This is a genomic window from Aerosakkonema sp. BLCC-F183 (assembly GCF_041929145.1).
Taxonomy (GTDB): domain Bacteria; phylum Cyanobacteriota; class Cyanobacteriia; order Cyanobacteriales; family Aerosakkonemataceae; genus Aerosakkonema.
On sequence record NZ_JBHFNU010000035.1, the window covers coordinates 21,945 to 46,931 of the forward strand.

The window sequence follows — 24,987 nt, forward strand, 5'->3', positions numbered from 1 at the left end:
TTAAGGTAGAAGTTAAGCTAGAATTAGTAACCATATGGAAGAAACCCGCTCCGGCGGGTTTTTTGATTCTATAGGGAACGTTCGTGTTTAGACAATTTCTGCTGCTGTTTCTGATTCTTCTGACAATGCTTGAATCTTGAGCAATAGTTCTTCTTCCTGAATTTCAAATTCTTCTTCAGAAATATCGCCAATATCAAATGCCAACTGCAAAGCTAATAATTGTTTGTGCAAATTTTCTGTGGCATCGTATTCGGTATTGGCACGTTCTTGAATTTGTTGTCCTATCCATGCCAGACCGGTAATTGGCCCCATAATTGGAAATAGTAAAAGTTTCAGAGACATAACTCTGACTCCAGTTAAAAAAGTTGGGCGAATGTATAAGGAGCGGTAAAATTGTTGTAGCGAATTCTGAAGCGATCGCCAAATTTTCGGTCAATAGCTTCGACGCGATCGCTAAATTCAGCCTCCGCATCCCAAGAAATCAAATAAGCAGCGTTGTAAATCATTTCTTCGGTCATCGGGTCGTTTTCCACGACTTCTTTAGCCAAAGCATTTAATTCATCTCGGAAAGCTTGAATTACTTCCTGCTTGCGAAGCAACAAACCGTTTTCAATCATTTGACCGATATTAATTACTTCCTCCATACTCAAAGTTTTACCTTCCATCGCATCGCGCTTTTGTTTCAAGTCTTTATTTGCAGAAAGTAGCGCTTGCAATTCTGACTTGCTATCCCAAAGAATTTTAACGCTAACTTCTCGGCGTCCCGCTAATTTAGCGAATAAATCTTTTAGTTTATCCTGATGGGGTCCAGTCAATTGTTCTATGACAGTTTCCCAAGTTTTTATTACCATCCCAAAGCGCAAAGGTAGAAGAGTACGAAACCCTTCATTCATCGCTTGTTCTAAAACTCTTTCATGACAAATTAAATTGCGTCGAGAAGCTAGGTATTTTTCCTGTTTAGCGCTCGAATAAAGAAAGGTAAACCCCTCAATAATCGTGCTATATACTGGTTGCTTATCCATTCCTTCTAAGGCTAATTGTTCCGGCATAGAGTCAGGAAAAATGCCGTATAAGTAAAGACCAAAATTCATACAATTTTCCAAAAATTCAACAAACGTTTAACAGCCTTCTCAATTAAGCAGGCATAGATGTCAAAACCAACCTCAGCTTGGCATGAATGAGATTGAGTTGAGCCAAGCCTAAATCCACATTACCTTCTACCACAATGCCGGTATTTAAAAGTCGATCGAGCAGTTCCAAAATAGAGGGATTGCTACTGCTTTCTCCCGGATAGTAACTTCCCGGCGATGGTAAAAGCGTCCCGAATTCTCCAAGATTTACATTAAGATCGGCAGGATCGACTTCAAAAATATCGCACAAATGGAGAACTTGATCTGACAATTTTTCCAGGCTTTCAGCCGCTCTATCTAAATCGGAGTCAGTGAGAATTCCTGCTTCCATACGGCGAATTATTTGCGCTTCGAGTAACTGGCGCACCAGTTCCACAACAGTTAACAGTAAAGGAGCTAAACCCGCTTTACTGTTAACTTTTTCAGCAGCGGAGAATACTTCAGTAGAATTTTCACAAGGCGTGCAAGTTAATGCCATGATCTAAGTTATTTACTGATTTTTTGGCGGCGAGGTTCAATGGCTGAAATTCTAAGGTGAGCAGCTTTATCTTTACTGGAATGACGCCAGTTTTCCAGAGACTTGTTATTGTGTAAGCTCGGAATTTTCTGGCTGGTCGGGATATCCTTCATTGTTTTGATCGTAATCATATTCTGACTTTGCACCTGATGGTAGTTGAGTATTGGTCAAAGCTTTGAGCGATCGCAGTTCTGCTTCTAAACTTTGCAATCGTTCTAGAAGTTGTTGATTTTGCTCGAGCAAACCTTGAGATTTGCTACTGAGATAGGGGTCATTTTCCCACCAATTGATTCCCATTTCCCGCGCTTTATCAACTGAAGAAATTAACAAGCGAATACGGATATGGAGAAGTTCGGTGGTGGCGATGGATACGGAAATATCACCAGCAATCACAATTCCCTTATCTAAAACTCTTTCGAGGATATCCGCTAAGGTAGAACCTTGAGTGGATGTAGTAATCGCTCGACTGGAGTTTGTCTGGGGACGTGTCGGAAGGATAGAGGAAGTCACGATTAGTTTGACTCAAAAAGGGTGAAAAAACGGTCTTGCTTATTGAGCAAGTTTTTTTGTAACAGAGAACTTAGCGCCGTTTCTGCTTGATTGCGGCTGATGTTTAATGCCTTGCGAATTTCAGTTACGTCGGCAGTTTTTTTCTGTTGCAGGTAGCGGTAAATTTCTGGTTCGTGAGGAACTAAATTTTCTGAAGAAACGGTTTCTGAATCTGGCAAACTAGGTGCAACAGCAAGGTCGATCGATTCGATTTCGATTTTGTTGAGGAGTTCCCAGAAAATAGTGGTAGCTTCGCTGAGCGATAAATTGGTACGCGAAAATAACACGTCAGCACAAATATCGCGGAAATCCGCATTGGATGGCTTAGCGAGGATTTCGTGTTCTCCACAGACTTTACCAATCATCAAACAAGACCGCAAACCAGAAGTTTTTTCTGCCCCTGTTTGCAAACGAAATGTTTTGACTAGCCGCACGATTAATAAAGCATCTTCTCGACTAATTCCCGTTTTTTGCACCAGGATTTCGGTTTGGGTCAACTCATCCGGTTCGGGCATATTAATGGTTACCAACCGATCCATTAAAGCATCCTGAGTTGAGTGGACGCCGCAATATTCTTCGGGATTGGATGTAAAAATAGCCCGAAAATGGGGATGAACGTGAAGATATTCCGGTTGATTGCTGCTGGGAGGTAAAGTGAGAATTTTTTCCTCTAGCGCAGAAAGTAAAACGTTGTTTACTTCCGGTCGGGAACGGTTGAATTCGTCATAAACTAAGCTGAATCCTTCCCGACAAGCCATTGTCAGTCGGGAATCTACCCAATTTTGCTTCAGCTCGTCTTCAACTTTGACAACGTTATGAATATAATTGTCTAGGAGTTTTTTATGGGTGTAACCGGATTGACTGCCAATCAAGTCGGCACTTGTAAATTCGTCATCTCCGAAAACTAACATGATCGGTCTGGCTAGGCAGTTGGCCAGGTGCATCGCTAGGGTGGTTTTACCTGTCCCCGCAGGCCCCCGCAGGTGAACCGAGAAACCGGATTGCAGGTAACGCAGTGCGCGAGTGGCTACTTTCTGAATGGAAGGTGTAGCGACAAACTGACCTGGACGAACGCGCAGAACTGCTCTTTTATTATTGATTTGATCGACAGTCATAGTTTAGAACAAGATAAGGTACGAGTATTGAGTTAGCCCGGTTGTGAATTGTGAATTTATGTGCTATCGTCTTAATACAGCTACACAATCACTAGGCTAAAAAGTTTGAAACAGCTTTTAACGGCGGTGAGACTAATCGTTGCTGCCTGTGGAGGGTAAAGAAGAGATTCTCCCGTAGAAGCAGGAAGCCCGAATCCGTAAGGTCGGGAATTGTGCCTCTAGACTGAGTTTTAGGCACTCAGTAGTTGCACAGAATGTCATTGTTTAAAACCTAAAACTCATTGTTGTTTTTGATTACTAACCCCCCGGTCTTACTAGAAAAAACAGCTAGCAGATTAGGGGGTTTTATATTGGAAATCGAGATTTCTCCGCAGCAACTTATGTAGTTGATTAGTTAAATCAATTCTTGGGCTGCTTTGGTGAAGTCTTTACTTGCTTTGCAGAAGTAGTAGGAATTCCAAAAATACTGATAAACAGATCCCGGCGGAATTGACGTAGCTGCTGGTTTTGTTCCTTGGCTTGAGTCATCCGTTGTTGATGGGTAGCCGTTAAAAAATCGCGACTATTTTGCTGCAATTCTTGGTAGAATTTATCCAAATTTGCAGCTTGTTTTTGAGCTTCATCCATCCGTTTTAGATGGGTAGCTGTTAAGAAGTCGCGATTTTCTTGTTGTAAATTTTGATGGAATTTAAACAGTTCTTCCGCTTGCTTTTTAGCTTGGGCGTGTCTTTGTGTTGTGGTATCCGACAGAAATGTTTGAGTCTCTTTAAATAGTTGAGCCACTTCCTCAGCTATTGAACGATGCTCCTGCCGGATTTTTTCCATTAAAGCCGTCATGAGGTTCTCCGCAATAATGCTAAATAACCGTTATTAAACCACACTCGCTGGTTGGGAGCATTCCGGCGACTGTGGTTAAAAGGAACTTCTGCTTTTCTCGCGCCTCGATCGTATAAACGCGGTAATTACGAATCATTGGAAACAAAAGAAAAGCAGAAGGTTTACCAGAATTTAAGATGTTCTCAACCTTGAGATTGTAGAATCAACTCAATTCTTAAGCAGCGGGCATAGCAGCTGATTGAGTTAGACCAACGGCTTCAGCATACTTCAGATAAGTTTCTACAGAAGCGATTACGACACGAGCTTCGATAGCCAACAATTCAATACCGACTAGAGATACACGAGCCCAAGCATCTACAACAATACCTTTATCAAGGATGCGATCGATAACTTCAGCTAAGCTAGAGGAAGAATTGGTTTTTTCTACAGCCATTGTTTTGTACCTTTACTCATTGTTGTTGTTGTTTTTGTCGGTGCGAGGCGTTTGTCTTTGCCTTTGCTTTCGACACTATGAATCTATCAATTATTTTTGGGGTTGTAAATACCTCGCCCAAAATAGATTATTAACAAGTGTAAATATCATCTACGTATAATTACTATTAACCCTTAATCAATTGAGGGTTTACCGCTGATGTGGCGGTAAACCCTTTCAGGAAATATGTGTGGATTCGCTTTCACAATCATGACTACCGTTGACCTTGTGCATAAAATATGATAATATACTTTTCTGTTTGTTTTAGCAGAGCAAAATTGCCTTAATTACAAATATATCTCTTACTTACAAAAACTAAAATAATATCTCAGCACTGGCTCGACAGTCAGTGTTGTATTTAAGTGATTGGTAATAATTATAAATGTGGGCGCTTTAAGCCACTAAGACTGTTCCAGAAATGCAGTAGATCGTATTGTGGTCGAAATCTTGTCAGTTAAAGGGAGTTTAATCTATTTATATAGTCTGAAAAATATAATTGCTCGCTCACGGGCCAATAATTTTTAAGATCTAGTTCGGTTGGAGTAGTATAAAATATCACGTTTTTCAAGACGGATTTTCGATTAACGGCATCATCCTCTGAGTGGTATTTCAGGAGTGCAGCTCAATCATCAGCAATCAACCGAACTCGATCTCTACTTAGTACACTGGTGTGGGAATTAACCTTTGACGACGCGGTTTTCAAATTCTGCGCGGGTTTCTTCCACTATTTCCAGGGCAAACTGATAGATATTGCTATGCTCTTGCTTCAGCCAAGCTAAGAGGCGCGACAGTTGCGCGTTTCGCAAATCTAGGTCTGTCTGAAAAATGATGGAAGCCGCGAGAGCTTGTGCATACTGGTGAGCATGGCCTTGCTCGACAAACTTATCGCTCAGGGCGTTTAGTGCTTTCTGCCGAACGGGATCTGGTGTGGTTTCTGAAGGCATAGTTTTTGGATGAAACATCTTAAGATCATCGTATTGCACCACCCTGGTGACCCAGTATTGGCATCGTTACTGAAATTTGTCCGCACTAATTTAGGTGCTAGTTAATTAATTACGGATATCCCAGCACTAGACTACTTATTTTATTGGTGGGCCTTGGTCACTTGCAGGGCGATCGCATCTGGTTTTGACTTGACAAAATATCATATCTGTGTTTTATGTATTAACTAATGCTCTAGACCATTAAATAAATATAAGGACGCAACAGGGCGTGGAGTTGAGACGATCGCACCTGGGGGACAATCGTCTCAACTCCAGCCGTTAAGTCAGGCATATATAGTATGCGATCGATAATCTGACGCCGGGAAGTGAGTAAATGGAGTACTGTATTGAGATATTATTCTGCTTTAGAAAGAATCAAATTCAGTACATTTAACTCATTAGAAGTTAATAGATACTTATCGGTAAAAATCTTTTCCCTCATTTCTTCTAAACTGTAACTTCTAAAGACCACAAAGGGAAAATCTCTATACTTGTGACCGATAGGCAGAGTTTTATCGGCTGGATACAGGTGGTGAATATAGGTAGCGAGAATATCTCGAAATCTTTCGTCTTCTCCTTCTTCCAGTTCGTCGGCAAAATATTTACTCATTGCTTCACCACTGGTAAAGGTAAATAACGGTAAGGCATAATATTGGTCAAGACGCTGGCTGTTTTGCGCTAAAAACTGGGTTTTATCTCTGGAATCGCGGAGTTTATCTACTAATTCTATAGCATTTTTGATTGCCGATCGCAACCGTTCTGGGTAATCGCAACTGAGCTGAATTGCCCGCATTTTATTCACCAGTTCTTTTGTAGCGTGGGTTGCTATTTCCATCAGCCGCATTTCGTAAGTTTCTTCTAATCTTTGTTCGGCAATTGGTACTACTAGCAAGCTACCATTAATATGACCGTATTGGATGTTGCCAAAGTTGAGTAACTTATCAAATCCATTGGCTATTAAATCTGAAAATTCGGCATTAAAAACTTCTCTTAATTCCAAATAGGGATAATTTTTAGATACAGCAGAAACCCGGTTTCTTGGAGAAACCGGGTTTCTAGGGTTTCTTGGAGAAACCGGGTTTCTAGGGTTTCTTGGAGAAACCGGGTTTCTAGAATTTAACACAAACTCGGCGCGACTGAGTAATTGCTCTAAACTTGTATAAACTTCTTGCAAAAGTTTGTGACTGGGAAGTCTGCGGTGTTCGTTTTTAAGGTCTTTGATCAGATTAGCCATTTGTCCGCTAAAAGTTTGACCCGCCGCCGATACGGACTTTCCACCGATGGGAATCATCAAAAAGTTTGACCGACCGAGTTGTCCGTAACCCTTAATGCGGGTCATTACACAAGTTTTGATAATTAGCAAGATATTTAATAAATTAATAACGCTTTCTCGCAAGGAAAGTTGTTTGTCATCAGCGGAATAGATGGCGCGATCGCACAAATAAAATATCAGTTCTTTTTCTTTGTCATCCAGCGTTTTTTCTTCGCCATTTTCGATATAACTACCGCGACCTCTGTAAATAACTTGTATGATTTCCATCAGGTTACTTTCCACTCGAAAACGAGGAATTTCCACCAAGATATGTTTCGCCTTGGGAAACGATAAACCCCGACTCGCTGAGGAAGTCATAAAAATAACTTTTACCCGATTTTTGAACTGATGTATCTTTTGTTTATCATGCTCGGAAAGGTTGGCGTGTATTTCCAGATAATCTTTATTTTTGACAAACTCTCCCCGCTGCTTTTCGATTTTTTCAATTAATTCTTGCAATTTGCGCTTATCTTGGATGTATACTAGAATTTGACCTGCATCCGCTCGTTTCCAGAGAGCGTTGATATCATCAACAATTTGCGATCGCACAGTATTTTTCAGATCATCTCTTTTCTCAGCAAAAGTATCTTCGTCAAATTTGATCGACTCGACAAATACCTTATATGTAACAGTCAAACTGCTGGCTGGATAAGAGTTCGCGTTGATCGTAAGTGCTGATGCTTTTTTAAACTCAAATTCCTGTGACCAAAGTGGCTCATTTGCTTGTGAAGACGCACGCCTAAAGAATATTTTATCAGGTTCTGGTGATGTTTCAGATAAATGCTGCTGGATGACATCTTTGTCAACGATCGAAGCATCAGCGACAATAACTTTAGTGTTAAAACCATGCTTTGAATCCGCTAACTCATAACGCTTCAAAATCCGGCTGATTCCATTTAAAAACTCAACGCCGCTATCATCGCCAGTGATTTCGTCTATCATAATGAATAAATGCTTGATTCGCGCCGAAATTTTTCTCATTTCAGCAGGAATAACGTTACCATCGCGGGTGTTATAAGCACTTTTGAAGATATTTTCAAAATATTCCAAAGTATTTTTGCCATTGGCGGTTATCCTTAAAGATTGGATACAAGCTGTGGCGACAATATTATTAGATATTTCGCATTCGATCGCTGTATGTATTGCTTCGCAAAGACAGGATAAAACTCCCTTGCTTTTGGGATTTGTGGCGACAATTTCGTCTTCACTTTGTCTCTGAAGTGCTTGCTGGCGCGAAGGTTGGCGTTGAATTGCTTGACTGGCGTCCAGAAAATGAACAGTTTTTTTGCTAAAATCACCCTGACGTTTATGGGAATGATAGTTGACGACACAACGCGGAAAGTTATCGGCGATGAGTTGGGAGTTGGTGTTGATGCAAAATATTTCATCATTTAAATTACCAGTTTCTGCGTCTTTGAATTTTTCGATAATGTCCAAATTGACTTGTTTCCTGGGACTGACGTAGAAGAAAAGAAAACCTTCATGTTTGCGCTGTTTCAGAAATTCTACAATTGCTGTAGTTTTGCCAATTCCTGGATTTCCAGTTAAGAATAAATAAGTGCGATCGCTATTGAGCGCTGTTTTTATTAATTCAGCGTGAGGTTCCCTTAATTCTAATGTCGAACTGAAGTTATCGATCTTTTCGGTATGCGGTATAACAGTTGTACGATCGCTCGGTATTTCTAATAGCTGCTTGACAAAATTTCTGCCGTTTTGGAAACTGCGACCTGCATTTAACTGGATAATATTTAAAACTTCATTTCGCGCTCGATCGATCTCCTGTTCTCTTGGTTCATTCCTGTAAATCTGCGAACAGGTTCTCAGTACATCTAAGTTTTCGGGACGGAGGGACATCGCGCTGATACCGCGATCGCTATATCCCACCACATTAAACACCACCGATGCGGGATTATTCAGGATACCAGTTTGGCATAAAAATTCATAAAAACTGCGAGCGTAAGAACCTGCTTGAATTAACTTAGCACTTTCTTTATCCTCCCGCTTGAAAGCAGTAAAATACCGCGTCAAATTCTCCCCAAAATCAAAACCTAAATTATCGGTAGCACCTGTGTCTATCCGCAACTTAGAAAAAACACTTTTTGAGCGTAAATAGCTAATCTCCCTTCGCAACAAACGCCGCTGATTTTGCATATCTTTATCTTCAAAATCCAAGAGGTCTTTAGCTGACTTGACAGAAAAGATAGATAAGTCAATGGCAATAATTCTAAATTCCTGCTTACAACGCAACAAAATCAGGGTGTCTGCTTTCAAAAACTCACCCTTTTGTTTGTAGCGATCGATGTATATGTTCAGGTTATTTATATTTATATAGTTACCCAACTGCGACAATAAATCTGTATATTCTTGTTCCTCACTTTTCGGATAAGTTTTGATGCTGTTAGCATCGCCAAAACTGCACTGGTAGTACAAAATTTCGATATGCGATCGGTTGGTGTTATTCCATCGAGTAGATTTAATGTACTCCCCAAAAAAATTCAATCCAGACAGAAAACCTTTCTGCAATAAATACAAACACCATTTTTCAATTATTTGGATATCCTTCTGACTGATTACTTGTTCTTCACTCAGTATCCGCTGAAGCATTTTAGGAAATTGCAAGTGTTGCAAATCGCGTTGATACAAGTTACCGAAATTATGCTTGATTTGGTGATGTTGTATATAAGCAAGAATCCCGGTATTAAACCCTACTTCAAATAAACGACCCAAGTTTGCAGCAATCATTTTGCACTCCTGTTATACGTTGATGAGATCTTGTCGTATTTTTAGTCCGCCTGGGGTTCAAACCCCAGGCGGACTATCCATTTAAAACCCCCCTAACTTCGGTCAAAAATGCCAACGAGTTAAAATTAACCTCCCCTCTCATATGCTGAAAAACAGATAACTTACTAAACGATTCCTCACCGATGATGTTCTCATAAGGATCCAGTTTTAAACTGATGTCGCTAGTTTTCTCGAATCGGGAAAAGTGAAAAAGTGTTAGATATTGTAAAATATCATTTTTCAGCGGACTATCATCGTTAATCAACCCCGATCGAATGTCTCGATCGTCAAGAACGCCGGGATAAATGTTCAACAAAGTTGAGTAGGAAATCACGCCGTTGTAAAAGCGATCGTCTCCTTGACCTACACTAATCCCATTAAACAAATTGAAAAACACTACCGCTTGCTGCGCGGAATCTTGCGCCACATTCAACAATTCGGTTGTGTTCTGGATATAAAAAGAAGTTGCTTTAGATTTTTCCGATTTTCGCACATAGTATTTATCAAAAAATACCGGATATATCTTGATGTCGTCGCGGTTTCCCTTCAAATCCTCGATCAATGCAGGGGACATAAAGTAGAGTCGATCGTCATTCTCACTTTGCGTTATATTCAGGTTACTCGTAAAAGGTGCTTGTGCGACATACAAAAAGTGTCGGTATTCCAGATCGTAAAGATTCTTCACCGTGTCTCTAATAATCGCCGGGTTTCGATACAAACTTTTGTTCTTATAATTATCAGAAAACGTTTTGAGAATCTGCAACCGAATAGCACCATCTTCTTGGCGCTTGACGCCGATCGCTTCTCCCACCAAATTAGATCTTCTATTTTCGCGATTTCTGTTACCTGTCCTGGCGTCGCTTTCCAAACTGGAAACAACAATAATCGCTAACTTATCCAGCGTTGGAGTATGTGAATTATCGGTAAATCGAAACTTTTTCGGTAAGACGGAGTACAAAGAGTTAAGACCGTTCCTAACTCTGTGAGTGTCCGCATTCCGAACGCGAAAACCTTGGGAATTACACCGATGTTGCTCGTTCAATAGATGAGACAATACTTTCGATAGATGCGCCATAAACTTTTCTGAGGGTGCGCGGTTATTGTGAGTTCCCTCGTGCAATCTTACCATCGGAATAAACAACCTTTTTTTGGTTGCATCTAGCAATATCTTCAGGCAAATATAAGCCAACAAAGAAATGGTAAAGCGATAAACAAAAGCTTGGTTAGGATTCAATCCATTTTCGTCGTCTAAGCGGCGGTTGTTATAGCGAAACAATATCAACTTATTATCTTCCATAAAATTACGTTGATACGCTTCGATACAACTATGGGGAACCCACATCACTGGTAAAGCATTAACACCTGTGATATCGTATTGCATCGAAAATTGTTGGCGTTCTTCAGTGGAAAAATAGCGGATATCTTCAATAGTAATACTAGCAGGTAACTGACAAAGAGCATTTCGTTCGACGTGCATTTCGTCAATCGAAATGTATCTCAGACATTCTTTGGGATTGCGTCCTACAACTTCTCTGAAGAAAATCCCGTTGAAAATTTGGTTTGTGTCGTTTTCCAGGATACCTCTTCTCACACTAATCTGGATTGGATAGGTTCTCCTTGGTAAAATAGTTTGTCTGTCTAGAAAGTCTTTCAGTAGTTCCCTTAGTCTATTTATTTTCTCTCGGATATTATATTCATTGAAACCTCGAACGATCGCACTCAAGCGTCTGTTTTTTATCTCTTCATTATTACCCTGAAAATCTGACAGTATTCTTTCAAAAGCGATGATAGGGTTATAATTTAGGTCGTCATTAGGATTGTAATCATCTAAGTTCGGGTTATTGCACGCAAAGACAAAGAAGTACAAAAAGGCAAGTTTTAATACCTTTGCTCCGAAGTTGTTAGGATTTCTTTCCCTCTCCTGACGATGCTCATCACTTTCTGGGTCAAGCAGTTTGAGATTATAATCAAAAACTTCATCACCCCCGCTTGCTTCAACTGGATTACCAAACTTCATTTTGAAGCCAAAAATAAATTGGCGTTCTCCCTCGTTAGTGTTTGTACTTTCTCCCAAATTACCTGTTACAATGGGAATGATGGGAAGAGAGTCTAATACTTCCGATCGCGCAAACACATCTTTGTAATTAATCGGCGCTCCAGCATAATTCACATCATAATAACTATCTGCTCTGTCCTGATTAAGAAAATCTTCTATTAACCTGAGACGTCGAATCAAATCTTGCAAATAAATATAGCCAACGCTGTTGTTATTATCGATGTTATCTCTAATATATTCCAAGTACCTTATCTTCGCTTCTTTCTTGAGTTTACCCAAAGTTTCTGTATCTACAATTCGCTTCAGGCGATTGAAGTCAGAGCGATCGTCTTCTATCTGACCTTGAATGCGATCGAACAGTTCTTCCCGATCGGATTGGCTGTCAAAACTAACTCGATCGTCAATATGATTTGACAATCCATCCTGCAAATATTCTGGAAATCGATCGATCTCCCTTACAGTAATAGTAAGTTTGTGAAACTTTAGCAGCGAAGCACTCCCCGGACGGTTGCGATCGACACAAAGTTTCTGCTTTAGTAAATCAGCAGAAGGTCTGTTAAAATTATAAGTAAAACCCAACCTACTTGAATTTCCCTGGAAAGATGTCAAAGGAGTAACTAAGCTAGCAACAAACTCCTCAATCGAGCTATTTTGCCCTAAACTAGATTCTAGTTGCTCTTGCAAACAATCTCTGATTTCTCGAATCAAATTGCGAAAAATTTCTTGGAATTCCTGAGTAAAATGGATGGTAGCAGAACGAACACCGTGAGGAGATGAGAGAGGATTTTGCACCTGTAAAGCAGCGACCTGACTGGCTACAGTGTCAATATCGATCGACAGCCGCTGACCGTTTTCTGATAAGCGAAACGAATTCTGACCTCTTAAACATTGTAAAATTTTTTGTAGTAAATCCCTGTAGTCTACATAGATCGGATCGTTGTCACCCTGTTCTAAAATGTTCATATTTAGCTTGCTTTGGCTGATTTTATTTACATTCAATCACTAGAGGTGAATGTCAGTCAATGGCTCAAGTTGTTAAATCAGCTACATAAGCATACTGAGAAACCGGGTTTCTTACCACATCTTTAGCTGTGAAACCCACGATTTTTCACAGAAACCCGGTTTCTTAATCTTTCGCTGTGAAACCCACGATTTTTCACAGAAACCCGGTTTCTTACCACATCTTTAGCTGTGAAACCCACGATTTTTCACAGAAACCCGGTTTCTTACCACATCTTTAGCTGTGAAACCCACGATTTTTCACAGAAACCCGGTTTCTTAATCTTTAGCTGTGAAACCCACGATTTTTCACAGAAACCCGGTTTCTTACCACATCTTTAGCTGTGAAACCCACGATTTTTCACAGAAACCGGCTTTCTTGGCGTGATTCCTAAATATTTAAAGTTTTCTATCAGAAGTGAGAACCACAAACCTGCGAATAGCTGTACCGTTACAATAAAGAGCTAGCAAGTCATTTATGCAGATTAATACTCCAGATTGGGTCAAACACGCCGTTTTCTACCAGATTTTTCCAGACCGCTTTGCCAGAAGCAAGCAACCTCACAAGCGCCTGTTAAAGAATGCCTCTTGGGAAGCTTGGGACGATATGCCAACTCTACAAGGCTACAAAGGCGGCGATTTGTGGGGTGTAATGGAACAACTCGATTATTTGCAGGATTTGGGGATTAACGCGATTTATTTTACCCCCATTTTTCAATCGGCTAGCAATCATCGTTACCACACTCACGATTATTACCTCGTCGATCCGATGTTGGGCGGAAATTCTGCTTTTAAAGAATTGCTAGATGCCGCCCACAAAAGGAATATTAAAGTTGTTCTGGACGGGGTATTTAATCATGCCAGTCGCGGCTTTTTCTTTTTCCACGACATCCTTGAAAATGGCCCCCATTCCCCTTGGTTAGATTGGTTTAAAATCCAGGGTTGGCCTTTATCTGCCTATGATGGGAGTAAACCGGCTAATTATATTGGTTGGGCTGGCAATCGGGCGCTACCGGAATTCAATCACGAAAATCCCGAAGTGCGGGAATATATTATGGAAATTGCCGAATATTGGATTAAATTCGGTATTGATGGTTGGCGTTTAGATGTGCCGTTCGAGATTAAAGTGCCTGGTTTTTGGCAGGAGTTTCGCGATCGCGTCAAAGCCATCAATCCAGAAGCCTACATCGTCGGCGAAGTTTGGGGAGACTCCCGCCAGTGGTTGGATGGAACTCAATTTGATGGCGTGATGAATTACCTATTTGCCGCACCGACGATCGCATTCACAGCAGGCGATCGCGTTGACATCGAACAAGTCCAAGACCGTTCCTACCAGCCTTACCCGCCCCTATTTGCCAAAGAATACGGCGAAAAAATTCAGCACGTATTGCAACTGTACCCTTGGGACATCCAACTCACCCAACTTAACTTATTAGCCAGTCACGATACAGCGCGGTTGCTTTCCATCGCCAAAGACGACAAACCCAGCGTCGAATTAGCAACATTGCTACTGATGACATATCCCGGTGCGCCCAGCATTTACTACGGCGATGAAGTTAGCTTACCGGGTAAATTAGATCCCGACTCTCGGCGCGGCTTTCCTATGGAAGCCCACTGGGATATTTACGTACTCAAATATCACCAAAAACTGATTGCCTTACGTCACAAATACCCCGCCCTCCGCACCGGTTCCTACAACATTTTGTATGCAGAAGGAACGGTTTATGTGTTCGATCGCATTTTGGGAAATGAGGAATTAATTATTGCCGTTAACATTGGCACTGCTTCCGGAAATGCCAGTTTTGAAGTAACTGGTTTGCAAACTAAACCCAACTTGCTATTGTACGGCGAAGCCGAAATATCTTGGAGCAACGACGAAGAAAAACCCGATCGACTCACATTGACTCTTCCCCCTCGAACAGGCTGTATCCTTGGCCCAAATTATTAACACAGTAGAGTGCGTCAGATAGCAGAATTTTGGATTTTATCCCTAATTTTATCGCTAGTCACGCACCCTACCTTATCTAACTGATATCATCTCCGGTAGCATCGGTTGCATAAAAAATCCCTTTCTTATCTGCGTTTATCTGCGTTTATCTGCCTACATCTGCGGTAGGAATTTAACCACTGATTCTCACAGATAATCTTGAGCATCACTCATATACTACCAATGCCACCGGACATAATATGAACTGGAAAGGTGCGTTACCGTTTTACCTAACGCACCCCACTCAATATTGCGGAACCAATACGGTATCGATAACGTGAATAACACCATTGTCAGCTTCGATATCGGATTTCACAACTGTAGCATCACCCACCTTCACCCCATGAGAAGTATCAATCTTGAGGTCTGAACCTTCAAAAGTAGTAGCCTTGTCCAGATTCATCACATCTTTAGACATCACTTTGCCTTCCACGACATGATAAGTCAGAATCTTTGTTAATTGAGGAATATCACCCAGAAGTTTGTCGATAGTTCCTGTTGGTAGCTGGGCAAAAGCTTCATCGGTCGGCGCAAATACAGTGAAAGGGCCAGTACTTTTGAGCGTATCTACCAAACCAGCTGCCTTAACCGCCTCTACCAAAGTATTGAAAGAACCGTTTCTAACGGCGGTATCTACAATGTCTGCCATGTCTTTTACCTGTTTAATAAATTTTGGAATTAATACAAGTCTTGGTGTACTTAATGACCGGCAACTAATGCAGGCATCAACACGGTATCGATAACGTGAATAACGCCGTTGTCTGCGAGAATATCTTGTTGAAGCACTTTGGCATCATTCACTTTAACGCCGTCTGAGTTATCAATTGCGATTATCGAACCCTCAAGCGTAGGAGCTTCATCTATCTGAAGGAGGTCATCAGACCTAACATCTCCAGGGACGACATGATATGCCACAATTTTTTTCAGCTTGGGGATATCTTCCATCCAGGAAGCGATGGTGGTAGCTGGAATTTTGGCAAACGCTTCATCGGTGGGTGCAAAAACTGCCAAGGAGCCAGGACTCTTGAGAGCGTCTAACAAACCAGCAGCTTCCACTACAGTCAGCAAAGTTTTGAAAGAACCCGCGCTAGCAGCAGTCTCAACTAAATCAGCCATGTGTTTTCCTCTTATAAGTTATGTAATTAATCAATAGCAATAGGAAAACTCATGCTGCATCTTTCAAGAGTTTGAGATAAGAATATCTAATCCGTTCGAGTGGGAGAGTGGGGAAGCAGGGGAGCGGGGTCGTGGGGGAGCGAAAGAATTAATTTTTGACTTTTGACTTTTGACTTTTGACTTTTGACTTTTGACTTTCCTTATGGCTCAACTGCTGGCAACAATGCCCCGCTGTCGCAGCTGCTGCATGAAAAAGTCTTCCAGTGAGGGGCGGGCTAAATTTAAAGAAATTATTTGTGCCTGCATCGCGTTTATACTGGCGACAAAATCCTGTAATTCGCCCTGTAAATGACCTTTCCAGCTGCTTTCTTCAAACTCTAAGTCTGGTATCCATTTTTTAAGAACTTCCGAGTTACCGCCTTTGCCTTTGACGTAATATAGGTCTGCGGTGCCTAGCAGTTCATCCAAAGAGCCGATGCAAATTAATTCGCCTTGGGCTAATATGGCGATGCGATCGCAGATCATCTCCACATCCGAGAGTACGTGACTGTTGAAAAAAATCGTCTTCCCCTGTTGTTTGAGCGATAAAATAATCTCGCGGATTTGGTAGCGCCCCATCGGATCGAGTCCTGACATCGGCTCATCCAGAAACACCAATTCCGGATCGTTGATTAATGCTTGCGCCATACCAACACGTTGCATCATCCCTTTGGAATATTGGCGCAATTGTTTTTTCTTAGCAGCTGACTGGGCAAGTCCTACCATATCTAACAGTAGGGGGATGCGCTCTTTTTGCACAGACTCCGGGATTTCAAATAATCCGGCTATCATCTGTAAAAATTCCCAGCCGGTGAGGTTGTCGTAATAATAGGCATTTTCTGGCAGATAGCCGATGCGTTGCTTGACGGTGCGATCGCCCAACGGCTCTCCCAAAATTGTCGCACGTCCGGAAGTCGGACGCACAATACCCAGCAGCGTTTTGAGCAGTGTAGTTTTTCCCGCGCCATTTTGACCCAAAAGCCCAAATGTTTCGCCTTTATAGACCGTAAGGGTACAGTTTTTCAGCGATTCGATTTTCTGGTTAAGCCAGAAGCCAGTAAGGTACGTTTTGCTTAGCTCATAGGTTTGCACGACCGGCTCGCGTTCAAGGACAATGGCTTCTTCTTGGGTATCTTCAACGAAAGTCATATTAGTTCGGCTATATGGGGTAACGGAGTCTGATGATTCATTATTTTGCAACATCGTCTTTCCGATAATACGGGACAATTGCCAGCGTTGCTCGCCTCCAGTTAAAATTTCAGCATTCAAGGTGCGATCGTACCAACATCTAATTTGACTTATTTTTAGATAATTTTTACCATCTTTCGCCATGAATAGCAACCAAATTCGGCAACAATTTCTTTCGTTTTATGCTGCTAGAGGTCATCAAATTTTACCCACAGAATCTTTGGTTGCTAAATCTCCCGATTTAATGTTCCAAACTAATCTTTGGACATTGCCATTTCATCCAATTTCTCTGGGACAGCGATACTCGCCATCAAGTCATTCTACAATTTTACAAAAGTATATTTCTCCAAATCTGACTGTTCTCACCGAGCGCCATCTTACCTTTTTCGAGAGCTTGGGTAATTGCGGCAACTACACTCAAGCACAGGCATTAAGTTGGGCTTGGGAACTTTGCACGGAAGTTTATCAACTGCCACCAGAGCGATTGGTAGTAAGTGTACGTATAAATGATACTGAAACCTTTGCCATCTGGCGCGATCGCATAGGCGTACCCGAACACCGAATTATTTTCAGCAACCAGAATTTTTGGCGCACTCGTCCGCACGGTCACTGCGGTCGCTACACCCGCATTCACTACGATTTTTACCCAGAACGAGGCTATCAATCGGTTGCATCACAAGAGGATATCCAATTTCAATCTAAAGATAAAGAATACTACGATCGCCCGGACACACTTCATTACCTTTTACCAGAGGAAGATTTGCGATTTCTCAGCTTTTACAATCTGGTTTTGATGGAATTTGATACCGAGAAGTATGTCAATAAGCTTATGCCACTTCAGCATAATTATATAGATGCGGGTCTGGCTGTAGAAAAGCTAGCAGTTATTCTTCAAAAAGTATCTAGCTTCTATGAGACTGACTTAATATTTCCCATCATTACAACTGTTGCTGAAGTTGCTGGAGTTGATTACGATCGAGCGGATGGCTGGACTAAGATTTGTTTGAAAGTGATTGCCGATCAAATACGTGCAGCTGTGTACTTGAGCGCCGATTGTATCCCTAAACCGCCACATTTCTGGAGCCATCCTATCCGTAAGCAAATTAAAATATGGTTAATGCGTGTGGTATTGCACGCACAACTGTTAGGCATTGAACATCTTTTTGTGGAATTGCCGATCGCTACTACCATCACTTTAGGAGAAAAATTTTATCCCCTTTTGCGACAACAGCAAAATGAAATTACCGCCTTCCTAAAAGACGAAGAATCTTACTGTTGGAAACAACTTCAAACCGAGCGGGAAAAAGGTATTGTTACTGGCCAAATGCTTTATCAATTTTTCCACACCTACGATTGCTCTGTAAAAGAGATTCAAAGATGGGCTAATCAGCAAAGTTTGACTCTTGATTTTTCAGAATACAATGCTATTTTAGGGCCAGAGATTGATTGAATTTTATCCAAAATGCAGTAAGCTCGTCCGAGAAAATGTCAGCCAATGAATTTTTACACTTGGTTTGGCTAATACTAGAGCGTCATTCCAGTAAAAGAGGTTCATAAAAGCAAGAAAGTGCGATCCTTCTTCTAAACACCTAAAAAATTCTGAATAGCCTCAAAATATAAATCCATTCCCAGTACCATCAAATTGTTGTGACCCGCTTTAGAAATCAGCAATATCTCTTTGTCCTGTGCAGCAGAAGAACGATGTAATTCCAGCGCATCTTCTACCGGAATCAACACATCATTTTGACCGTGGATAATGAGAGTTCGTGTAGTAATTTGGCTCAATTTGAAGGCGTTGCGACAGCCATCGCGCTCTTCCTCTGCTCTTTTAATCTTGACTCCGAAGCGGGATAACAGCGCGAAAGTATCTGCAAAGCCGCTCTCAATAATCAGTCCTGCCAATCGATCGCCTGCATACCTCGCCACTTCGATCGCAGCAGCACTGCCAAGACTTCTACCCATAACATAAAACTGCTTTGGACTCAAGTAATGAGACTGGAAAATCTCACCAACCGCATCGAACACAGTCACAGCATCACTCAACAAATTGCTAGCTGTAGGCTTCCCGTCGCTCGATCCATATCCACGATAATCCATCACCAGCAGAGTGATGCCTAAGTCCACATAGATCTGTGCCAGTTCATCATAATCAGCAGCAATTTCCCCATTACCGTGAAAATAAAGGATTGCTGGCGAATCGGTAGATGCTGGGTGCAATCTTCCCGTGACGGCGACACCGGGTTCAACCTCCACAGCAACCGGGTAGACAGCTGGAATGTTCGAGGGTAAGTTGTAATCTCGTCTGGGATGGAAGATTACCTGCAATATATCAGGGCGATCGAGAATAGGATGAGTCATGTTAGGCCATTATTTCCAGTCGGACATAAAATCGAAAAGGATTTGCGGAAAATTGAGAGGCAACAAATGGAACGCAAAAAAATCGTGGCAATTATCACCGGCGCAATTTCCTTAATTCTAGCGATCGCCTACCTATTCCTTGTGCAACTGCTAGATTTTCGCGGCCCAATGCAACCCGCACCCCTCAGCCAGCTACCAACAGTAGCAGAATATATTTGCTGAACTACTCCGGCTATGCCTAAAGCATAGCCGGAGCTTCCAACTTCGCGGGGAACAGCGTCCAGCAAAACAGAAGTTTTACCACTCCGACTAGCATAAGCTCAGGCTTGATTGAGCAGAGGGAATTTTTAGATATTCACGACCCAGGTTAAGTAGATCGGCATAATTAAACGTAGATTTTGTTAGGCACAGGCGATAATTTCAACACTTTCAAGCAATAATTAAGTTCGGGTGCCCTAACCCACCATTCCACATATCTGTAACATATACAAACATTTTCCATTATCAACCTGAAAGACCCCTTAATTTTGGTTAATTTCTTCTTTAGCAGCATATCAACTTACATCCTATAAGTCGATATGCTGCTTTTTTATAACTAAACTCTACTGCCCTCCAGAGGAACTGCCTTTGTAGACTCCAAGTGAGTAGCCTTAATCATATGATAGGCAACCATTAGCTGTGTCAGCGCCAGGGGATAACTTTCCAGAGTTTCCCCAGTTGTACCGATCAGCTTCCCAAGTTCTGGGTTGCCTTCTCGGCTACAGAAAGACAATAAGTCAGGTATTTCATTACAGATAATCTTCTCTATCTTGCTAACCTGTTCCTTAGTCGCGTGACTATCCACTTCCAGAACATCAACAGGTTTACCCATATCCCTATCCAATTCTAGCCGAATCGCTGGCATCGAATCGACTTTGCTTTGCTCCAAAATTTCTGTAAAATCCGGGTGCGGTACAGTCGGTCTGAGTACCAACCGTACATTCAGGTGCGAAGCATCTTCCCCAGAAGCATCTTTAGGCGGGTAGAAACTCACCACTACATCTGCCCATTGGCGTTGAGGACGGATAAACTGTTCCGAATCAGGTTCGCGTTTTTCCATTTCCGCAAGAACTTGTTCCGCCGTGTAGCCCCGCTTCATCGTATCTCGCTTCACCTTCCAATTAGCACGCAGGGATTCTGGCGGAGCCAGGTAAACCTTGACATCGTAACAATCTCGTGCTATGCGGGTTGAATAACCGAGCAATCCTTCAATAATCACAAATTTACTGGGCTTGATATACTGTGGCGGCTCAAACGTCCCTGTTTTGTGACTGTAAATCGGCTTGAGGATCGGTTGTCCGGTTCGCAGCAAGCTGAGGTGCTGCTGCATGATATCTATATAATTGCAGTCGGGGTGCAGTGCCGTGATCCCAATCTCGGCACGCTGAGTCCTGTCGTAGCGGTGGTAATCATCCGTACAGATCACCGTGACATTCTCTGGCCCCAACACCTGTGCAATACCTTTAGTCAGCGTTGTTTTACCGGCGGCGCTGTCGCCAACTATGCCAAGGATAATGGGACGAGAAGTCATAGTTCTTGCTCTACTGATGCTAAAAGAATTCTTAATAGATTTAATTTTATGAGTTTATGGGTACGAGAATCAATCCTCGGTATGACTTTCTCTGTCAATCTCTATAAACAATGCCCAAGTCCGATCGAAATATAACTCAACACTCCTTCGCGCCAGAAAAGTGGATCGATACTCGCGCCTGTACTCTGGGTTGTCTGGGGTATGTAGCTGGAATCAAACCGAGACTGCTAAATTTACAGCTTCATTCTCCTCTGTACTCTAGGCAAGCTTTGGTGGGAAATGCCCAGGCCACACAAATTTTTTATTTAAAAATTTGCCAATCAACACTGTAAGTGACACTGAAGAAAAAGTCATCGTAATCAATATACGATTCGCTAGAATTTCCAGTTGTTAAACCACCTCGAACGCTTATTTGGCTATCGCTCGATACTTGGTAAGTTAAGCGCCCCAACAGGCGCTGATAGTAGTCTTCCCGCAGTGTTTTAGTGTAGTCTAGAAAGCTAAATTGATAATCCAAACCAACCTGTAAATTTTTTTGCAAATAGTAGCTAAAAGAAAGGGATAAATAATTGATAATCCGACTGCGGCTATCCGGGTCTGCAAAACTGAAACGAACATCGTAGTAAGAATCCAGAGCCAGCCGTCGAGTCAGCCAATCTCGTCGAGAAAGTGACAGGTAAGCAGAATGCTCGTTTAAAAAGCGATCGCCATTACTTGCCCTAAAATATTGTTGATTGCTCCAACCTACTTCGGCAAAGGTGTTAGATCCAATTCGTTTGTTAATACCGGTTCTGAATCTGACAAAATTGTAATCGTACTGCGATTCATTCAGATAGCGAATTAGATAACCATCGATCGAGGTAGTTAGGTAAGTTCCCTTTCTCAGCATCGGTGCCGACCAAATCGTTACGCTGGGAATAAACTGACTATCAGAAATCGGATCGACCCCAGAAAAAACGTTGCTAGTGTAAAAATAACTGATTCTGGGTACTACATGGATAATTGGCTGAGGCTGACGTGGCGGCACTTTCCTTTCTCGCAGGCGCAGCCTACCCAAATCTGGATCGTCTTCCGTTGCAGAAGGTTGCGACTGTTGTTGTGTTGGTGCAGGTGTAGAGGTGGGGGAAGGCGATGGTGTTAGTGATGGTTGAATTTCTTGTGCAGGCTTTCCCTCTGGCTCCTGTGCTAGAGAAGCACGATCGATCGAACTAAAATCAGACAATGCTTCTAATTCTTCTAAGGTTGGTACGACGTTTAGTTGCTTATCAATATCGAGCTGTTGATTAATTATAGGGATTTGCAGACTGGCGCTACTCAAGTCTGCGGCGGAAAAGCTATATGCTGAAGATATTGCGGCTGGGGACAGTCGATCGTCCGAGCTGCGATCGCCCCTTGGAGAAATAATTTGTTTCGCCAGTAGGTTAGCTGTATCGGTTTGTGGAATATGAGAGTGTATTCTTAGCGCCTTTGGGATTACAGGCGTTGTCAGAGATGGCGCACCTGCTTCAGATAACCTTCCATAAGGTGATAGCTGCCATTGGGAATCGGTTAACAACCCCACACATTGCAGCAAAAAGTTCTGTTTGGAAGTCAGGGAAATGCTACTTGACGTCGAAGATTCGGACTGGTGGCTCAGAAGCGATCGAGTGTAGGGAGATCTAGCAGTTACAAAGCACTCCCTATCGCTTATCCGTTCAAAACTAGACGATATTTTTGAAGCCAATGGGAGAGAAGAAGCAACTTCCCGATCGCCAAATGGATCGGACGCGATCGCCGCCAATCCAACAGAAGACCAGACTGCGCTACTCGATACTAACAAAATCGAAAACGCGAAATATGAGCCCCATTCCCCTTGCACCTTTGAGAGGCGGTGCTTGCAAAGCGAGACATTTCCTGTCTTTTCCATTTCTGAACAGCATTCAAAATCAGTCAGTCGCACAAACTTAGATTGTGGCTTGAAATTACCAGCAAATAAAGATCCAATTACTGTCAAAACGTCACCTTTAGCAAAGGGTGTTTCCTTAAGCCATACTAGCTCGTGGGCGCAGCGCTTTCGCTGATAGCTGGTGTATTGCTTGAGGAGTATAGCTTTAGGCTGAAATTTTTTCAAAGTAGATTTTGAATGCCCCTCAGTACCATCGATTCGATCGCACCCGCTCCACGAGTTAGATCTCTAGATTAAAAAATAACCTATAAAGTGATAATAAGAGTTTTTTATGCTTTTCTGGTGAGTGTAGCTGCTTTTTACTGCCGTTTACTCTCCTTTATACTCCTTAACAATTAGGCGTTTCAGTAACGATTTTGTAGGATGGAAGTAAAGGGTTTGCCTTTATCGGCTTTGGTATGGGTTAAATATTCCAACGTTGGGAAAGATCCATGTCTCATAAATTACTTCTGCTCCTGGGCTTAATTTTGTGGAGCATAATGACACTGCCTCTACCTCCAGAGGCTAGTGCAGAAATGCCATTAACTAAAGCCGTTATTCAGAGCCTACGGAACCTAGTGCGGTTAATCCCACAAAATCAAACAGGGCGTCCCGCCCGTGTATCCGATCCGGTGAGCCCTGGAGATTCCTTGGCTACAGGTCGAGAATCTCTAGCAGAATTGCGCTTCAATGATGGTTCTCTGGCACGAGTTGGCGAACAAGCAGTATTCCAGTTTTTGCCGAATACGCGAACCTTTCGATTGTCCAATGGTACCGCACTACTCCTGATCCCGCCAGGACGCGGTACGACCCGCGTGCAAACTCCCAATGCCAGAGCTGGAATTCGGGGATCTGCTTTATTCGTGCGCTACAACCCAGAAACTGACACCACAGTCGTAGGAGCCCTGACAGATAGTAACATCGAAGTATTTAATCAAAATAGTTCCCAACGAGAGGGGCTGCAAGCCGGTCAGCTTGCTGTAATTGTTAAAGACAGAATAGAGCGCGTATTAGATTTCGATCTCAGAACATTTTATGAAACTAGCGGTCTGGTAAGAGGACTAAACCTGACTCAGCCTGGAGATAAAGCTAATCCAGATGCAGCAATGGCCGAGGTTCAATCCGAAACTTCTGCCGCCGTTACAGGACAGACTCCCATCAGCGGTAATAACGTAATTGAAAACCCAAATTTCATCCAGTTACCTGCCAGTTCATCAGATTTAGCCAATCCTGGTAGCAGGGTTGATAACCCCATAGATACACCCGGTTTCGATCGAAACTTAGGACAACCGAACGGCCCAAATCCGTTTAACAGTAATCCAGCCTTAGAGAATCCCCCGCTAGAGGGCGCTGAAATTCTCTTAAATCAGGAAAATCCGCCACCGCCACCACCACCAGTTAACCCACCTGTAGAACCACCACCACCACCACCACCGCCACCGGTTAACCCACCTGTGGAACCGCCGCCACCACCGCCGGTCAACCCGCCTGTGGAACCACCACCACCGCCGGTCAACCCGCCTGTGGAACCACCACCACCACCACCGCCACCACCACCACCACCGCCACCACCGCCACCACCGCCGGTTAACCCACCTGTAGAACCACCACCACCACCACCGCCACCACCGCCGGTTAACCCACCTGTAGAACCACCACCACCACCACCGCCACCACCGCCGGTCAACCCGCCTGTGGAACCACCACCACCGCCACCACCGCCGGTCAACCCGCCTGTGGAACCGCCACCGCCGCCACCACCGCCACCACCACCGCCACCACCGCCGGTCAACCCGCCTGTGGAACCGCCACCACCAGCACCACCGCCGATTAACCCGCCTGTGGAACCGCCACCACCGCCGCCACCACCGTCGGTTAACCCGCCTGTGGAACCGCCACCACCACCGCCGCCACCACCACCGCCGCCACCACCACCGCCGGTTAACCCGCCTGTGGAACCGCCACCACCACCGCCGCCGCCACCGCCGGTTAACCCGCCTGTGGAACCGCCACCACCACCACCACCGCCACCACCACCGCCGGTTAACCCGCCT

20 protein-coding genes are annotated in these 24,987 nt (G+C 43.0%); 4 read left to right on the forward strand and 16 right to left on the reverse strand.

Annotation, left to right across the window (positions count from 1 at the left end; translation table 11 throughout):
• Window positions 1-87 precede the first annotated feature (87 nt).
• From ACE1CD_RS08985 to ACE1CD_RS09030, 10 genes are all read right to left on the reverse strand, one after another.
• The gene (locus ACE1CD_RS08985; protein WP_190463956.1) at window positions 88-342 is read right to left on the reverse strand and encodes a gas vesicle protein GvpG; all 255 of its coding nucleotides are present in this window, start codon (window positions 340-342) and stop codon (window positions 88-90) included.
• Between the two features lie 14 nt (window positions 343-356).
• The gene (locus ACE1CD_RS08990; protein ID WP_374794081.1) at window positions 357-1,091 is read right to left on the reverse strand and encodes a GvpL/GvpF family gas vesicle protein; all 735 of its coding nucleotides are present in this window, start codon (window positions 1,089-1,091) and stop codon (window positions 357-359) included.
• A 43-nt stretch (window positions 1,092-1,134) separates the two neighbouring features.
• Window positions 1,135-1,608: a gas vesicle protein K gene (locus tag ACE1CD_RS08995; protein WP_374794082.1), complete on the reverse strand. Its 474-nt coding sequence runs from the start codon at window positions 1,606-1,608 to the stop codon at window positions 1,135-1,137.
• 105 nt (window positions 1,609-1,713) lie between these two features.
• Window positions 1,714-2,157: a gas vesicle protein gene (locus ACE1CD_RS09000; protein WP_374823346.1), complete on the reverse strand. Its 444-nt coding sequence runs from the start codon at window positions 2,155-2,157 to the stop codon at window positions 1,714-1,716.
• A gap of 2 nt (window positions 2,158-2,159) precedes the next feature.
• Window positions 2,160-3,311, reverse strand: coding sequence for a gas vesicle protein GvpN (gvpN, locus tag ACE1CD_RS09005; protein ID WP_374794084.1), 1,152 nt, complete (start codon window positions 3,309-3,311; stop codon window positions 2,160-2,162).
• 399 nt (window positions 3,312-3,710) lie between these two features.
• Window positions 3,711-4,148 carry a gas vesicle protein GvpC gene (gene gvpC / locus ACE1CD_RS09010; protein WP_374794085.1) on the reverse strand — a complete coding sequence of 146 codons (438 nt, stop codon included), beginning with the start codon at window positions 4,146-4,148 and terminating at the stop codon, window positions 3,711-3,713.
• Window positions 4,149-4,362: 214 nt separating this feature from the next.
• Window positions 4,363-4,581, reverse strand: coding sequence for a gas vesicle structural protein GvpA (gvpA, locus tag ACE1CD_RS09015; protein ID WP_190463961.1), 219 nt, complete (start codon window positions 4,579-4,581; stop codon window positions 4,363-4,365).
• 716 nt (window positions 4,582-5,297) lie between these two features.
• Window positions 5,298-5,564: a hypothetical protein gene (locus tag ACE1CD_RS09020; RefSeq protein WP_374794086.1), complete on the reverse strand. Its 267-nt coding sequence runs from the start codon at window positions 5,562-5,564 to the stop codon at window positions 5,298-5,300.
• A gap of 394 nt (window positions 5,565-5,958) precedes the next feature.
• Complete coding sequence (locus ACE1CD_RS09025; RefSeq protein ID WP_374794087.1) at window positions 5,959-9,657, reverse strand: helicase-related protein; 3,699 nt, start codon at window positions 9,655-9,657, stop codon at window positions 5,959-5,961.
• A 73-nt stretch (window positions 9,658-9,730) separates the two neighbouring features.
• Window positions 9,731-12,715: a hypothetical protein gene (locus tag ACE1CD_RS09030; RefSeq protein ID WP_374823349.1), complete on the reverse strand. Its 2,985-nt coding sequence runs from the start codon at window positions 12,713-12,715 to the stop codon at window positions 9,731-9,733.
• Window positions 12,716-13,229: 514 nt separating this feature from the next.
• On the opposite strand from ACE1CD_RS09030, the gene ACE1CD_RS09035 reads away from it, so the two are divergent.
• A complete protein-coding gene (locus ACE1CD_RS09035) occupies window positions 13,230-14,699 on the forward strand; it encodes a glycoside hydrolase family 13 protein (protein WP_374823352.1) in 1,470 nt (489 codons plus the stop codon).
• 283 nt (window positions 14,700-14,982) lie between these two features.
• On the opposite strand, the gene ACE1CD_RS09040 is transcribed toward ACE1CD_RS09035, so the two are convergent.
• The 3 genes from ACE1CD_RS09040 to ACE1CD_RS09050 all read right to left on the reverse strand — a co-directional run bounded on the left by ACE1CD_RS09040 (window position 14,983) and on the right by ACE1CD_RS09050 (window position 17,042).
• Window positions 14,983-15,387: a fasciclin domain-containing protein gene (locus ACE1CD_RS09040; protein WP_374794090.1), complete on the reverse strand. Its 405-nt coding sequence runs from the start codon at window positions 15,385-15,387 to the stop codon at window positions 14,983-14,985.
• A 50-nt stretch (window positions 15,388-15,437) separates the two neighbouring features.
• Window positions 15,438-15,854, reverse strand: coding sequence for a fasciclin domain-containing protein (locus ACE1CD_RS09045; protein ID WP_374823355.1), 417 nt, complete (start codon window positions 15,852-15,854; stop codon window positions 15,438-15,440).
• Window positions 15,855-16,061: 207 nt separating this feature from the next.
• Window positions 16,062-17,042, reverse strand: coding sequence for an ABC transporter ATP-binding protein (locus tag ACE1CD_RS09050; RefSeq protein ID WP_374794099.1), 981 nt, complete (start codon window positions 17,040-17,042; stop codon window positions 16,062-16,064).
• Window positions 17,043-17,223: 181 nt separating this feature from the next.
• On the opposite strand from ACE1CD_RS09050, the gene ACE1CD_RS09055 reads away from it, so the two are divergent.
• Entirely contained in the window at window positions 17,224-18,531 is a 1,308-nt protein-coding gene (locus ACE1CD_RS09055) for an alanine--tRNA ligase-related protein (protein ID WP_374794092.1), read from the forward strand.
• 131 nt (window positions 18,532-18,662) lie between these two features.
• Here ACE1CD_RS09055 and ACE1CD_RS09060 read toward each other — a convergent pair whose 3' ends face one another.
• Window positions 18,663-19,439, reverse strand: coding sequence for an alpha/beta hydrolase (locus ACE1CD_RS09060; RefSeq protein WP_374794093.1), 777 nt, complete (start codon window positions 19,437-19,439; stop codon window positions 18,663-18,665).
• A 66-nt stretch (window positions 19,440-19,505) separates the two neighbouring features.
• Between ACE1CD_RS09060 and ACE1CD_RS09065 the strand changes: the two genes are divergently transcribed.
• Complete coding sequence (locus ACE1CD_RS09065) at window positions 19,506-19,661, forward strand: hypothetical protein (protein ID WP_374794094.1); 156 nt, start codon at window positions 19,506-19,508, stop codon at window positions 19,659-19,661.
• 373 nt (window positions 19,662-20,034) lie between these two features.
• Here ACE1CD_RS09065 and ACE1CD_RS09070 read toward each other — a convergent pair whose 3' ends face one another.
• Together ACE1CD_RS09070 and ACE1CD_RS09075 are read right to left on the reverse strand one after the other, a co-directional pair.
• The gene (locus ACE1CD_RS09070) at window positions 20,035-21,009 is read right to left on the reverse strand and encodes a phosphoribulokinase (protein ID WP_374794095.1); all 975 of its coding nucleotides are present in this window, start codon (window positions 21,007-21,009) and stop codon (window positions 20,035-20,037) included.
• 301 nt (window positions 21,010-21,310) lie between these two features.
• On the reverse strand, window positions 21,311-23,119 hold the full coding sequence (locus ACE1CD_RS09075) for a hypothetical protein (protein WP_374794096.1): 1,809 nt from the start codon (window positions 23,117-23,119) through the stop codon (window positions 21,311-21,313).
• Window positions 23,120-23,385: 266 nt separating this feature from the next.
• On the opposite strand from ACE1CD_RS09075, the gene ACE1CD_RS09080 reads away from it, so the two are divergent.
• Window positions 23,386-24,987 (forward strand): FecR domain-containing protein (locus ACE1CD_RS09080; protein WP_374823358.1); only part of this gene is annotated, 1,602 nt, incomplete at its 3' end.